Origin of the sequence: Exiguobacterium sp. s50, from assembly GCF_018618175.1 — a bacterium.
Classification (GTDB): domain Bacteria; phylum Bacillota; class Bacilli; order Exiguobacteriales; family Exiguobacteriaceae; genus Exiguobacterium; species Exiguobacterium chiriqhucha.
In genome coordinates, this window is sequence record NZ_JACSLP010000003.1 from 80094 (window position 1) to 93652 (window position 13559).

The 13559-nt window shown below is 53.5% G+C and carries 13 protein-coding genes; 1 reads left to right on the forward strand and 12 read right to left on the reverse strand.

From position 1 onward, the window contains the following. Nucleotides 1-139: 139 nt before the first annotated feature. The 5 genes from KNP68_RS04930 to greA all read right to left on the reverse strand — a co-directional run bounded on the left by KNP68_RS04930 (nt 140) and on the right by greA (nt 5236). Nucleotides 140-1672 (reverse strand): peptide ABC transporter substrate-binding protein, encoded by a 1533-nt coding sequence (locus KNP68_RS04930; RefSeq protein WP_214798942.1) that lies wholly within the window; start codon nt 1670-1672, stop codon nt 140-142. Nucleotides 1673-1738: 66 nt separating this feature from the next. Continuing rightward, nucleotides 1739-2971: a beta-ketoacyl-ACP synthase II gene (fabF, locus tag KNP68_RS04935; protein WP_214798945.1), complete on the reverse strand. Its 1233-nt coding sequence runs from the start codon at nt 2969-2971 to the stop codon at nt 1739-1741. After that, entirely contained in the window at nt 2968-3927 is a 960-nt protein-coding gene (locus tag KNP68_RS04940) for a beta-ketoacyl-ACP synthase III (protein WP_214752778.1), read from the reverse strand. Before KNP68_RS04940 ends, fabF begins: the two co-directional genes overlap by 4 nt. A gap of 75 nt (nt 3928-4002) precedes the next feature. After that, nucleotides 4003-4707, reverse strand: coding sequence for a 5'-methylthioadenosine/S-adenosylhomocysteine nucleosidase (gene mtnN, locus KNP68_RS04945; RefSeq protein WP_214752776.1), 705 nt, complete (start codon nt 4705-4707; stop codon nt 4003-4005). A gap of 55 nt (nt 4708-4762) precedes the next feature. Further along, complete coding sequence (gene greA, locus KNP68_RS04950; protein WP_138859707.1) at nt 4763-5236, reverse strand: transcription elongation factor GreA; 474 nt, start codon at nt 5234-5236, stop codon at nt 4763-4765. Nucleotides 5237-5895: 659 nt separating this feature from the next. Between greA and KNP68_RS04955 the strand changes: the two genes are divergently transcribed. Further along, nucleotides 5896-7029 carry an RNA-guided endonuclease TnpB family protein gene (locus KNP68_RS04955; RefSeq protein WP_214798947.1) on the forward strand — a complete coding sequence of 378 codons (1134 nt, stop codon included), beginning with the start codon at nt 5896-5898 and terminating at the stop codon, nt 7027-7029. A gap of 99 nt (nt 7030-7128) precedes the next feature. On the opposite strand, the gene udk is transcribed toward KNP68_RS04955, so the two are convergent. The 7 genes from udk to alaS all read right to left on the reverse strand — a co-directional run bounded on the left by udk (nt 7129) and on the right by alaS (nt 13383). Next, on the reverse strand, nt 7129-7764 hold the full coding sequence (gene udk / locus KNP68_RS04960) for a uridine kinase (RefSeq protein ID WP_214719530.1): 636 nt from the start codon (nt 7762-7764) through the stop codon (nt 7129-7131). A 16-nt stretch (nt 7765-7780) separates the two neighbouring features. Next, nucleotides 7781-8422 carry an O-methyltransferase gene (locus KNP68_RS04965; RefSeq protein WP_214719531.1) on the reverse strand — a complete coding sequence of 214 codons (642 nt, stop codon included), beginning with the start codon at nt 8420-8422 and terminating at the stop codon, nt 7781-7783. A 66-nt stretch (nt 8423-8488) separates the two neighbouring features. Continuing rightward, nucleotides 8489-9631 (reverse strand): endolytic transglycosylase MltG, encoded by a 1143-nt coding sequence (gene mltG, locus KNP68_RS04970; protein ID WP_214798950.1) that lies wholly within the window; start codon nt 9629-9631, stop codon nt 8489-8491. A gap of 71 nt (nt 9632-9702) precedes the next feature. Continuing rightward, the gene (locus tag KNP68_RS04975) at nt 9703-10002 is read right to left on the reverse strand and encodes a DUF1292 domain-containing protein (protein WP_021066932.1); all 300 of its coding nucleotides are present in this window, start codon (nt 10000-10002) and stop codon (nt 9703-9705) included. Between the two features lie 13 nt (nt 10003-10015). Further along, the gene (gene ruvX / locus KNP68_RS04980) at nt 10016-10438 is read right to left on the reverse strand and encodes a Holliday junction resolvase RuvX (protein ID WP_214752772.1); all 423 of its coding nucleotides are present in this window, start codon (nt 10436-10438) and stop codon (nt 10016-10018) included. Between the two features lies 1 nt (nt 10439). After that, a complete protein-coding gene (locus KNP68_RS04985) occupies nt 10440-10706 on the reverse strand; it encodes an IreB family regulatory phosphoprotein (protein WP_029595797.1) in 267 nt (88 codons plus the stop codon). A 37-nt stretch (nt 10707-10743) separates the two neighbouring features. Next, entirely contained in the window at nt 10744-13383 is a 2640-nt protein-coding gene (gene alaS, locus KNP68_RS04990) for an alanine--tRNA ligase (protein ID WP_029595798.1), read from the reverse strand. Nucleotides 13384-13559: the final 176 nt, after the last annotated feature.

Sequence of the window (13559 nt, forward strand, 5' to 3'; positions counted from 1 at the left end):
CACTTTACAAAATTTGTTACCACAATCCCGTTGAAGCAATAATACAATATTCTGATAATTTTGCAAAGTGTTTATTTTGATTTTTCTAAAAAATTTTTACTATAGGCTAAAAGCCCGCCTACAGAGACGAGCTTTTAGCTCATTTTTCATAAACTTTAGAAAATGTTAGGACGTACGAAGGACCGATGACCGGAAAGCCGATTTCCGCATATTTGGAATCGACCGTGTAAGATCTTCCAGCTTGGTAGATTGGAATAACGACAGCTTCTTCCAACAGTCGTTTTTCCGCCTCGCGATACACGTCGTTGCGGGCTTCAAGCTCTTCGGTCGAACGGGCCTGATTCATCAATCGATCAAACGTTCGGTCGGCAAATCCGCTCGAATTCAAATAATTATCTGTCTCGTATTGGGTCAAATAGGCACTGAATGCCGGATAGTCCGGTTGCCATCCAGAAAGGGACAACGCATATTCGCCTGCGACTTCTTTCCTAACCTTGTCCCCGAGAGGGAGTTCGACGACGTTCACTTGCAGACCCGGAAGTTGTTCAAGTTCCGTTTCAATCGTCTGGGCGATTTGTCGCGCTTCATCATCGACAAAACTGAGCAACTCGATTTCAATCTCGTCTTCCTCGAGCCGCTCGAGCACTTCCTCGAACAGCGCGGCCGCTTCCCCATCGAGTGAAGGATTGAGTTCCGCTTCATCGGTGACGAGCAATCGTTCGGTCGTCACTTCGGCCCGGGCGAGCGAATCGTCCAAGGTTTCCCGATTTAAAGCGAGCGCGAGCGAGCGCCGGAAATCGGCATCATCGAACGGATACTCATCCACATTCGGTTTCAAATAGAAGACGCCGCTCCGCGGGACGTCGACGAGCTTTCCTTCAAGCGAATCGATGGTCGCTTCGTCCGTGCCGTACGGAATCGGATGGATGCCATCCGGTTCTGAATCCAATCCTTCATCCGCCAACAGCATAATCTTTTCAAGCGTGACACGGTCGGCATCATAATACGCCACGTTTTTCGTCAGTGTGATTTGGGCCGCATCCAACGATTCGATTTGAAACGGTCCGTTCGCATCAAGCTCTTGCCATTCGCCGACCATCGTCTGCGGCAGAAAGGCCGGCATCGCCAAAATCTGCTCGAACCCTTCCATCGGACGTTCGAGTGTCAACTCGAGTGTCCGCGCATCGACCGCCTTCACGCCGAGCGTCTCTGGTTCTTTCGTCCCGAGACTGATCGCTTTCCCGTTCAGAACGTCTTCCAAAAGGAAACTGAACGGAGAGTTCGTGTCGTCATCAGCGAGCATCCGGAAATGATCGACGAACGTCTCGGCCGTGACCGTATTCCCGTTCACGGTACGACTTTCTTTCAACTTGAACGTGTATGTCGCGCCGTCTTCCGATCGGGTCATCGTCTCGACGAGTCCCGTTTCGATTTCCCCGTCCGCACCGAAGCGATACAATCCTTCATAAATATGCGATAACACGGTCTGTGAGCTCGGGTCGATGGCGAGCAGCGTATTCGGTTGCTCCGGTAATATCTCCCCATGAATCGTCACGATTTGTTCTTCAGGTGGTACTAATTCTCGTGCCTGCTCTCGTTGTCCGTACCATATAACGAAAAAAAGGATAAGGACTGAACTCAACAAGGCGGCACCGATGAAAAATCGTTTCATCTGGCATTCTCCTCTCTGTTAGCTCAACCCTTATACCCTACCCGTTTTTGCCACTTTTTTCTACTATTAGTCGTTTACTTTTGCGAACGCGAGCGTCGCGTTATGGCCTCCGAAGCCAAGTGAGTTGCTGAGTGCGTACTGGATATCAAGTTCCCGATTTCCGTCACGGACATAATCTAAATCACAATCGTCTGCCGGTGTCTCACAGTTGATCGTTGGGTGAATCCGTCCCTCATGAATCGATAGCGCTGTAATGACGGCCTCGACTCCGCCGGCGGCACCAAGCAAGTGCCCGATCATCGATTTTGATGAGTTGACGGCCAAGTTATGAGCATGGTCACCGAAGACGTTGTGGATGGCTTTCGTCTCCAACATATCGTTGAGCGGTGTGCTCGTCCCGTGAGCGTTGATGTATTGCACATCTTCCGGACGAATCCCCGCGTCCCGAAGCGCCTCGTTCATCGCTTTCGATCCGCCTTCCGCTTCTGGTGACGGCGCCGTGATATGGTAGGCGTCCGAACTCATGCCGTAACCGACAACTTCCGCATACATTTTGGCACCGCGCGCTTTCGCATGCTCGTATTCCTCGAGAACGAGCACGCCCGCACCTTCACCCATGATGAAGCCGTCACGGTTCGCATCGAACGGTCGGCATGCCGTGTTCGGATCCGGATTCGTCGATAGCGCCTTGTTGGCACAGAATCCTGAGAACGAGAGCGGTGTGATTGGCGCCTCGGCCCCACCCGCGAACATGGCGAGCGCATCGCCGCGTTGAATGACTTTGAACGCTTCCCCGATTGAGTTCGTCCCAGAGGCACAAGCTGTGACCGAACAGTTGCTTGGCCCTTTCGCCCCGAGATAAATCGAGACTTGACCGCTCGCCATGTTCGGAATCATCATCGGGATGAAGAACGGGCTGATGCGGCGTGGTCCCCGCTCATGCAAGATGCTCGCTTGTTTGTCGATCGTCTCGACCCCACCGATTCCACTTCCGATCCAAATCCCGACTTCGTCCGCGATTGCTTTCACATCTAGACCGCTATCTCGATGCGCGGCGTCAGCGGCTAAAATCGAGTATTGGATGAACGAATCCATCTTGCGCGCCTCTTTCGGCTCGACCAAGTGATCGATGTTCCATTCCTTGACTTCTGCCCCGACTTTGGCCGGATATTGGCTAATATCAATCTTCGTTAACGTATCGACTGCATTGTCCCCGTTCAACAGTCGCTCCCACATTACCGTAACATCGTTCCCGAGCGGGGATACGACTCCTAATCCTGTGATGACTACTCGTTTCATGCGTTAATCTCCTCCGTGATGTTAGCGTTATTCCATGTTAGACAACTCGCTCCCCATGTGAGCCCGGCGCCGAATCCGGCGACGACGACCGTCTGACCGTTTGAAATCTTCCCGTGCTTGACCGCTTCAGCCAAAGCGAGCGGAATCGAAGCGGCTGACGTGTTCGCATGGTCTTGAATCGTGACGACAACTTTTTCTTCTTGAAGCCCTAACCGTTCAATCGCAGCGTCGATGATGCGACGGTTGGCTTGGTGCGGCACAAGGACGTCCAGGTCATCAATCGATTTCCCGGCTCCTTCTAATGCCTCGAGCACGATATCCGGCATTTTACGAACAGCGAACTTGAAGACTTCGCGTCCGTTCATGACGATTTTACCTTCTTCGTTCTCATATAAGAACTTTCCGCCGGTCCCGTCGCTGCCGAGTACGATGGAATCGATGGCGGCGACGTCGTCTTCACCGAGGACGACGGCACCTGCCCCATCACCGAACAAGACGGCCGTCGAGCGATCGTCCCAGTCGATGAGGTTCCCCATCTTCTCGGCCCCGATGACGAGCGTCCGTTTCAAGCCTTTCGCCTGCATCATGCTCTTCGCCGTATCCATTGCGAAGATGAAGCCGCTACAGGCGGCACTGACGTCGAAAGCGACCGCTCGCTTGGCTCCGAGGTTGGCCTGAACGAGACACGCTGTCGCCGGGAACGAGGGCGCCGTCGCCGTCGCACAAATAATCGCGTCGATATCTTCAATTGAGACGCCTGCGCTTTGGAGCGCCCGCTCGGCAGCATGTGTGGCCATATCGGCGACCGAGAGATCAGCGTCGGCCAAATGTCGCGCCTCGATCCCGGTGCGGGTCCGAATCCATTCATCGCTCGTATCCATTCGTTTTTCCAAATCGATGTTCGTGACCCGATGCTCCGGAAGGAACGAACCGATTCCAATGATTCCAATGTTCATATTGATGACCCCTATTCTTAGTATCTGGTACTAATATAAGGGAATAAAAAAGGGATGTCAACGCATCCCTCTCGATTATTCACTTTGACCGAGTCGTTTCGTGACGGCCATGACCATTTTTGCCGAGTTGATTGATGCCGTCTCTAAAAATTCGTCGAACGACAAGTTTGCTTCTTCGTCGGCACTGTCCGAGATTGAACGGGTCACGACGAACGGAATCCCGAACTGATAGCACGTCTGCGCAATCGGTGCGGCTTCCATCTCGACGGCCGCGACGCCTTCGAAATGCCCGAGGATGTCGGCGACACGTTTCGAGTCGTTGATGAACGAGTCACCAGTCACGATGAGACCCGTATGCACGTTCACATCATGGAGGCTCTCAATCACTTCTTTACAGACATCCATCAGATGAGCATCAGCTTTGTACGCTGCCGGCATGCCTGGCACTTGGCCATACTCGTAGCCGAACGCGGTCACGTCAACATCGTGATGACGGACTTCGGTCGAGACGACGACATCTCCGACTTTCATTCCTTTTTTGAAGCCACCCGCCGAACCGGTATTGATGACGACATCTGGTTTGAACTTATCAATAAGAAGCGTCGTGCCGATGGCCGCGTTCACTTTTCCGATCCCTGACTTCAAAATGACGACTTCGACGTTGCCGAGGTACCCTTCGTAGAAGTGATAGTTAGCGATTTCCGTGTCCGTCCGTTCTGTCAATTCGTTGCGGAGCAAGTTCACTTCTTCTTCCATTGCTCCAATGATTCCAATTTTCATTATAAGTGCCTCCTCAGAAAGAGAGCGACATCCATGTGGAAGTCGCTCATTTGTGTTACTTGATTTCCTTGATTTCGACGACCATGTCGCCGCCTGGCGTTTGCACGTTGACGACATCTCCGACCGTACGGCCGAGAAGTGCTTTTGCAATCGGTGATTCGTTCGAGATTTTCCCTGTGAACGGGTCAGCCTCAGCGCCACCGACGATTGTGTACGTCTCGTTCTCGTTATCTTCTTGAATGAAGAACGTCACGGTCTTTCCGATTGCGACCATCGAGTTATCAGCCACATCGTCTTGGATGATGACTGCGTTACGAAGCATCTCTTCGAGTTGAGCGATCCGTCCTTCGACCATTGCCTGCTCTTCTTTCGCTGCATCGTATTCAGCGTTCTCAGACAAGTCTCCGAAATCGCGGGCAATCTTAATATTCTCAACGACTTCTTTACGGCGCACCGTCTTCAGTTCGTTCAATTCATTTTCGATTTTCGCTTTTCCGTCTAACGTCATGTAATGTTGTTTTTCAGCCATTTCTGTCACTCCTTCATTGTCTCCTAGTATATTACAGAATTTACGAACGGGAAAGCCCATATCCGACACATCCCGTTTTTAAACATGGGATAAACGTGAGTTCGGACGTTCTCCATATCCGACATTCGGTTAAATCTATCGCATAGACACATACAAGTCTCTAAAACACCTTTGTCCACCGACCTTTGAAAATCGAGTCCGGCAGCAGACCGATGATACGATGCTTGTCGTCATGCTAAAGACGCTAAAACATCAAGTAGGCACACCTGTAACGACCTGTGGTAGATGGTCACAGTCCACCAACCTGGGGACCTATAGAGTCTATCTCGGTAGAGGTGATGGCACACTCTCATTTGAAGGCTTGAACAAAACAAAAATGAACTGCGTTCGCACAAGCACTTCAGAATCCCACGGTTTCAATGGTGAGAGTGTCAAAGCTCTTTTAACTAAATTTGGCGAGAATTCTCCCACCTCTAAACGTCGAATAGGGAAGGCCCAGCGTAGGTGGAAGATGAACCGCCTGCTTGCAAATCCTTTGGATATCCCTGTGACAGATATAACGAACGAAGGTTCGTGATTCTGTCAGATTCTCTCGCCCCCACCGCGGGTATCGGAATGGGACGAGACTCATCCTGACACCGCCCAAAGGAGGGACGGACATGCTGAAGGGCTACAAATACCGGCTCCACCCGACGGCGGCACAGGCCGAGTTCCTGATCCGGACGATCGGCTGCGCCCGGTTCATCTACAACAAGCTGCTCGAGGACCGTATCACCATCCACGAGGAGGCGAAGGCGGGCGGTGGGCCGAGACGGAAACCGCCGACACCCGCCTCCTACAAGCCACTGTTCCCGTTCCTGTGCGAGGCGGACAGCCTCGCGCTCGCGAACGCGAAGCTGCACCTCGATGCGGCGTTCGCGAAGTTCTTCGCCGGGACGGCCGGCTTCCCGGTGTTCAAGTCGAGACGGAAGGCGCACGCGTCCTACACGACGAACAACCAGCACGGAACAATCCGCATCGAGGGAGACCGGGTACGGCTCCCGAAGATCGGGTTCATCCGGTTCACACAGCACCGCAGTTTCAACGGGAAGATCCGATCGGCGACCGTGTCGATGACGAAGACGGGCACGTTCTTCGTGTCGCTCCTCGTCGAACAGGACGACGAGCCGTGGGTCCCCGCCGAGCACAAGGTCGGGATCGACCTCGGCCTCGGGCACTTCGCCGTCACGACGAACGACGCGCTCGTCACGGAGAAGATTGCGAACCCGCGCAACCTGCGAAAGGCCGAGGCGCGGCTGAAACGGGCGCAACGCGCGCTCTCCCACAAGAAGCCGGGCAGCAAGAACCGCGAGAAGGCCCGGCTCCTCCTCGCGAGGAAGCATGAGCAGGTCAGGAACCGGCGCAACGACTTCCTCCACAAGCTGTCGCGACGCATCGTCGACGAGAACCAAGTCGTCGTGGTCGAGACGCTGAAACCGAGGGAGATGATGCAAAACCGCCGCCTGGCGAAATCGATCGGGGACGCCGGGTGGGGCGAGTTCGTCCGCCAACTCGAATATAAATGCAGGTTCTACGGCCGGACGCTGATCAAGGCCGACCCATGGTTCGCCTCGACCCAAGTCTGTTCGAACTGTGGCGAGAACGACGGCAGGAAGGGACTAGACATCCGGGAGTGGACATGCGGCACGTGCGGCGCGCACCACGACCGCGACGTCAACGCGAGCCTCAACCTGTTGCGCCTCGCTGACCGAAACATCCCAGGGCAGGGACTGCCCGACGAGCTTGGTCCATAACCGCGGCTAGTAAAAGCACGGTCTTCCCAAGAAACTCCCACTTCAAGTTGCGAAACAAGCAAGTGGTGAGTAGTTCACATTGAAAACGATTTATTTCCCTTACGCGCGGTTACGTTCTGTCAGCACCCAGCGAATCTTCGTCACGAGCAAATCGATGGCGACAAAGTTCTCTCCGCCTTCAGGGACGATGATATCCGCGTAGCGTTTCGTCGGCTCACAAAATTGAAGATGCATCGGCCGGACGACGTTCGTATACTGGGCGACAACCGAGTCGATTGACCGGCCCCGCTCATTCAAATCACGTTGCATCCGGCGTAAAATCCGCACGTCCGCGTCCGTGTCGACGAATACTTTAATATCCATCAAATCACGGAGACGGTCGTCCTCGAGCGCCAAAATACCTTCGACGATGACGACATCGACCGGTTCAATCAAAATCGTCTGATCCGAACGTGTGTGTGCGGCATAATCATATACCGGCTTCTCAACCGCCTTATGTTCTTGTAACTGTTTGATATGTTCAATCAATAAATCGTTATCGAATGCGAACGGATGATCATAGTTCGTCTTATACCGTTCTTCCATCGTCATCTCTGACTGGTCTTTATAATACGCGTCTTGCTCGATCATGACGACCGATTGTCCTTTGAACGCATCCACGAGCGCGCGGGCCACGGTCGTCTTGCCTGATCCGGTGCCCCCGGCCACGCCGATAATGACGGGTTTATGTTGCATCAAAGTTAAATCCTCCTCATCGTAATTTACGACTGATTGCTAGGCCATCACCAAGGGGCAAAATTGCAGTATGATAATCGGTCCGTGCCATCAATTGCTCAGTAAACTCTTTTACGAGACGGACGAGCCGGCGGCGACGGCGGTCAAGCACTGACACGTCTTCGAGCAGGACGTCCCCTCGTAAAAATAAATTATCGCTGTAAATCGTACCACCAATTGGTACTAAAGCGCCATACCCATCAAAGAATTTTTGATACTGGCCTTTGGCCGCATCGATAAAGACCGCATCGAATTCTCCTTCAATCGTCCCAATCAATTCGACCGCATCTCCATGGATGACGGTGATTCGGTCCGACACGTCCGAGCGTCCGATAAAGCCGAGCGCCTCTTCGTGACGTCGCGCATTCCGCTCGATTGTGACGATTTCAGCGTCCGGTAACAGCTCGGCCATCCGAATCGCGCTATAGCCGATGGCTGTCCCGACCTCGAGGATGCGGGCCGGGCGCTGCAACGCCAGAAGCGACAGCAACACTTCTGAACCGGTCAAGTCCATGATTGGCACGTGGTGTTCTTTCGCGAACGCCTCCATCTCCGCCAAGAGCGGGGACCGCGGCGTGACCAAGTTTTCCACGTAACCTTCATAGGATGAATGTTCCACGTCGTACACCTCTTACTCTCTATTCATTCAAACGACCGGAAGCCTAGGCTTCCGGTCGCATATCCGTCAATTGTTGTTTGCTTCTTCGAACGCTTCCCACTCCGGACGGTACTTGTTGACGTTTTGTTGGTGCGCCTCATATTCCACTTCGAACAAGACTTCCCCGTTCGGGAATCCTTCACGTGGTGGTCGGGCGTAGAAATAAACGTTATCCGTATCGTTCGGGTTGAGTGTGGCGACGAACGCGTCACGACTGACCGAAGCGATCGGCCCAATCGGGATGCCTTCATAGCGGTACGTGTTGTAGAGCGAATCGTTTTGAAGGTCGTTAAACGACGTGAAGATTGACGTCTCCCCGGTGCCGTACCAGACGGTCGGGTCAGACTGCAATTTCATGCCATCGGCCAAACGATTTTCAAACACGCCGGCAATCTCTTGTCGGTCTTCCGTCGACACGGCCTCTTTCTCGACGACCGAGGCGAGCGCGAGCGTCTCATGGAACGTGCGCCCTGAAGCTTCGACTTCACTTTGATACTCGGCATAGAGCTGTTCGGTCGGCTTCAACATCTCATCGATGATTTGTGTGAGTGTGACACCTTTGTCGAACTCATACGTGGCCGGGAACAAGTACCCCTCGAGTGGATGATAAATCCCATCGGCGAGTACTTCGTCGGTCAACATCTCATGCTCATTGACGAGCGAGCGGATATACTCCTCGTCGCTCAGCTGGGCCGAAATCTCTTCTTTCGGAATCTCCGCTTCTTTAGCGAGACGTGAGATGACCTGGTCAATCGTAAAGCCTTCCGGAATCACCAATTTGATGTCCGGGACGACGATGACTTTCCCGGTCTTCAGCGTAGCAATCAACTCGTCAAGCGACTGTGACGGAGACAATGTATACGTCCCCGCTTGGAACGATGATTCATTTTTAAATCGTGTATAAAAACGGAAAATCGTGCTATTCCTCACGAGCCCATTCTCTTCGAGTAGTTCGCCAATGTACCCTGAACCTGCACCGAGCGGGACCTCGACCTCGACCGATTCGGTCGAAGACGGGTCGACGGGTTCGAGCGATCGTTTCACGAACGCATACGACACCGCGGCACCTGTGGCGATAACTAGAAGAAAGACAGCAAGGATGATGACCGTAATTCGCCGAACGATCCGGTTACGTGCACGCTTCTCATCAAACATCGATGGATGGTTCATGCGCATTTCTCCCCTGTTCTTCTGTTATGAAGATGGGCGACGAGGGTTTCCCCTAGCCGCCCGCCCACGTATTAGTCTAATCCTACTTCGTCATTGACGATATCGAACGCTTCCATGACTTCCTCGAAGTCAGCGTCGTCTTCGACGATCTTCAAGACGAACTCTTCGTCTTCAAGTTCTTCGATTTCGAACGCGTATACTTCGATTGTGTCTTCATCTTCCGTTTCCGGGTTACCGACCGGCTCAAGAACGACAAACGTCTTGTTCGTGCGGTCACTCGTCATACGGAAAATTTCTGCGAATAAATGCTCGTCTCCATTTTCATCTGGAATACGGTACATTTCTTCTTCGTTACGGCTAAGTTCTGCCATACGTAATTCCTCCTTATTTGCCTGCGCGATCCAGGTAGTTTTGTAAAATCATGACGGCTGCCATCTTATCGATGACGGCCTTTCTCTTTTTTCGGCTGACGTCTGCTGAAATCAGCATCCGCTCCGCTTGCATCGTCGTCAAACGCTCGTCGACGAGAATCGTCGGCAAACCGGTCGCCTCGGTGAGGGCTGCGGCAAACGCCTGTGACGCCTCGCCCCGAGGTCCGATCGTCGCGTTCATGTTCTTCGGTAGACCAACGACGACTTCTTTCACATCGTACTGCTCAATAATCGGTTGAAGCAGACGGACAGCTTCTTCAAAATCCGGCTCGGTCCAGTAGACCGTCTCCACACCTTGCGCCGTCCATCCCATGAGATCGCTCACAGCGACCCCAATCGTCTTCGAACCGACATCGAGCCCCATGACTCGCTTCATATTAATCCTCTCTACGATCGTTCAAATACGATTTGACCAGCTCTTCGAGCAGTTCATCTCGTTCGATTTTGCGAATTAAGTTTCGCGCATCGTTATGACGCGGGATGTAGGCAGGGTCACCTGACAACAAGTATCCGACGATTTGATTGATCGGTTGGTAGCCTTTCTCCTCGAGTGCTTGATACACCGTGATCAGCGTTTCCCGAGTGTTGGCTCGATTATCATCTTCTGGAAAATTGAATTGCATCGTGCGATCCATTTGGCTCACAAGAATCCACCTCTTTCCGTTTGCACTTCACATTCTATTATGCCAGTGATTGAACGTAATGTGAAGCAAACTTCAATGCTTCGTCCAGTTTTGTCGCGTCACGGCCTCCGGCTTGTGCCATGTCAGGACGGCCTCCACCGCCACCGCCGCAACGTGTTGCCACTTCTTTAATCAATTTCCCGGCATGGAAGCCACGGTCGTTCAAGTCTTTCGTCACCCCTGCGACGAGGTTAACCTTGTCGCCGTTCGCCGAACCGAGCAAGATGACGGCTGAACCGAGCTTGCCTTTCAATTCGTCGACCATGCCACGGAGCGCGTCCATGTCTTGTCCGTCGACGCGTTTGGCAATCAATTGGACATCGCCGAACGTTTCGATGGCGTCAGTGAGGGACGACGCTTCGATGTTCGCAAGCTTCGCTTTGAGCGATTCGCTCGCGCGTTCGAGTTCTTTCATTTCAGCTTGAAGCGCTTGGACACGTGTCGGCACTTCGAGCGGTTTTGTCTTGAGCAGTTTCGCTGCCGTCTCGAGCGTCTCAATATGCTGGTTCATCACTTCGTAAGCCCCAGCGCCTGTGACCGCCTCGATGCGACGTGTACCGGCCCCGATTCCTGACTCCGACAAGATTTTGAAGAGTCCGATTTCAGCCGTGTTGCCGACGTGACAACCACCGCAAAGCTCGACCGAGTCACCGGCCGCGACGACGCGGACGACGTCCCCATACTTCTCACCGAAGAGCGCCATCGCACCTTTCGCTTTCGCGTCGGCGATGTTCATCTCTTCGATATCAACAGCGATTGACGCCCAGATGCGTTCGTTCACTTGACGCTCGATCGACTGAAGCTCTTCAGCTGTCACTTGACCGAAGTGCGAGAAGTCGAAGCGGAGGCGATCCGGTGTCACGAGTGAACCCGCTTGGTTGACGTGCTCACCGAGCGTGTCTTTCAACGCGCGATGCAACAAATGCGTCGCCGTGTGGTTTTTGATAATCGCTTGACGTGAGTCGAAGTCGACCGTTGCCGTCACCGCGACCTCTGCCTTGGCGACACCCGATGTGACCGTGACCGTATGCAAGTTTTGGCCGTTCGGTGCTTTCGAGACGTCTTTCACGTGAAGGACGAAGTCCGACCCGACGATTTGGCCTTTGTCACCGATTTGTCCGCCGCTCTCTGCATAGAATGGCGTCTGGTCGAGGATGACTTGCGCTTCTTCGCCTGCTGCGACGACGTCGACGAGCTCACCATCGTGAATCAAGCTGATAATTTTTGCTTCCGTGCCGAGGTTCGTGTAACCGACGAATGATGACGCGAGCGTGATGTCTGCGAGTACGCCTGACTGGATTTGCATCGACTCGACGTCGGCGCGGGCTGTCCGGGCACGTTCGCGCTGGGCGTTCATCGCTTGTTTGAAGCCGTCCTCGTCGACTGAGAGGTTATGGTCTTCAGCATACTCAATCGTCAACTCGAGCGGGAAACCGTACGTATCGTAAAGACGGAATGCATCTTCTCCGCTGATGACGTTCGAACCGGCTGCTTTCTGTGCTTTCGCGACTTCGTTCAAAATGGCAAGACCGTCATGAAGCGTCTCGTGGAAACGCTCTTCTTCGTTCTTGACGACCTTCTTGATGAAGTCTTTCTTCTCACGGACTTCCGGATAGAAGTCGACCATGATGTCACCGACGACGTCGACGAGCTCATACATGAACGGACGTTCGATCCCTAGCATCTTCGCATAGCGAACGGCACGGCGGAGCAGACGACGAAGGACGTAGCCACGGCCTTCATTCGATGGGAGGGCCCCGTCACCAATCGCGAACGATACGGTCCGGATATGGTCGGCGATGACTTTGAACGCCACATCTTTGCTGTTGTCGGCGCGATACGCCTCGCCGCTGATTTTTTCTGTCTCACGGATAATCGGCATGAACAGATCGGTATCGAAGTTCGTCGGCACGTCTTGCATGACGCTCGCCATCCGCTCGAGACCCATCCCTGTATCAATGTTTTTCCGTGGGAGCTCGGTGTAGTTCCCGTGCCCGTCATGGTTGAACTGACTGAAGACGATGTTCCAGATTTCAAGGTAGCGTTCGTTCTCGCCGCCTGGGTATAGTTCCGGATCCGTCGGGTCGTCGCCGAACGCCGGTCCGCGGTCGAAGAAGATTTCCGTGTTCGGGCCAGACGGGCCTTCCCCGATTTCCCAGAAGTTCTCTTCAAGTGGGATGATGCGGTCAGCCGGAACGCCTAGTGCGAGCCAGATTTGTTTCGCTTCTTCATCTTCCGGGTGAATCGTCACCGACAGGCGGTCCGGATCGAGTCCGTACCACTCATCGCTCGTGAGGAGTTCCCAGCCCCATTTAATCGCATCTTCGCGGAAGTAGTCCCCGACCGAGAAGTTTCCGAGCATCTCGAAGAACGTATGGTGACGAGCCGTCTTCCCGACGTTCTCGATGTCGTTCGTCCGAATCGACTTCTGCGCATTGACGATGCGGGGGTTGGCAGGAATGACGCGGCCATCGAAGTATTTTTTAAGCGTCGCGACACCTGAGTTGATCCAAAGAAGCGTCGGATCCTCGACCGGTACGAGCGAGGCACTCGGCTCGACACTGTGTCCTTTTGATTTGAAGAAATCTAAATACATTTGGCGAATCTGTGCGCCAGTTAATGGTTTGAGCGGTTTCATCAATAATTCCTCCTTCAGTTTAAACGAAACGAAAAAAAGCGATGCTCATCCCTGTGGAAAGGGACGAAAGCATCGCTTCGTGGTACCACCCTCGTTCGCACGGCAAAGCCGTGCCTCGAACATCCGATAACGCGGATGAGGCGCCCAGGGTGAGTGGGGACTCCAGACTAGCTTCG

Coding starts and splice junctions, on each gene's coding strand:
- alaS (WP_029595798.1), bottom strand. CDS start 13,383: ATGAAACCGCTCAAACCATTAACTGGCGCACAGATTCGCCAAATGTAT.
- greA (WP_138859707.1), bottom strand. CDS start 5,236: ATGGCTGAAAAACAACATTACATGACGTTAGACGGAAAAGCGAAAATC.
- fabF (WP_214798945.1), bottom strand. CDS start 2,971: ATGAAACGAGTAGTCATCACAGGATTAGGAGTCGTATCCCCGCTCGGG.
- KNP68_RS04975 (WP_021066932.1), bottom strand. CDS start 10,002: ATGGCAGAACTTAGCCGTAACGAAGAAGAAATGTACCGTATTCCAGAT.
- KNP68_RS04955 (WP_214798947.1), top strand. CDS start 5,896: ATGCTGAAGGGCTACAAATACCGGCTCCACCCGACGGCGGCACAGGCC.
- ruvX (WP_214752772.1), bottom strand. CDS start 10,438: ATGAAGCGAGTCATGGGGCTCGATGTCGGTTCGAAGACGATTGGGGTC.
- KNP68_RS04930 (WP_214798942.1), bottom strand. CDS start 1,672: ATGAAACGATTTTTCATCGGTGCCGCCTTGTTGAGTTCAGTCCTTATC.
- KNP68_RS04940 (WP_214752778.1), bottom strand. CDS start 3,927: ATGAACATTGGAATCATTGGAATCGGTTCGTTCCTTCCGGAGCATCGG.
- mltG (WP_214798950.1), bottom strand. CDS start 9,631: ATGAACCATCCATCGATGTTTGATGAGAAGCGTGCACGTAACCGGATC.
- mtnN (WP_214752776.1), bottom strand. CDS start 4,707: ATGAAAATTGGAATCATTGGAGCAATGGAAGAAGAAGTGAACTTGCTC.
- udk (WP_214719530.1), bottom strand. CDS start 7,764: ATGCAACATAAACCCGTCATTATCGGCGTGGCCGGGGGCACCGGATCA.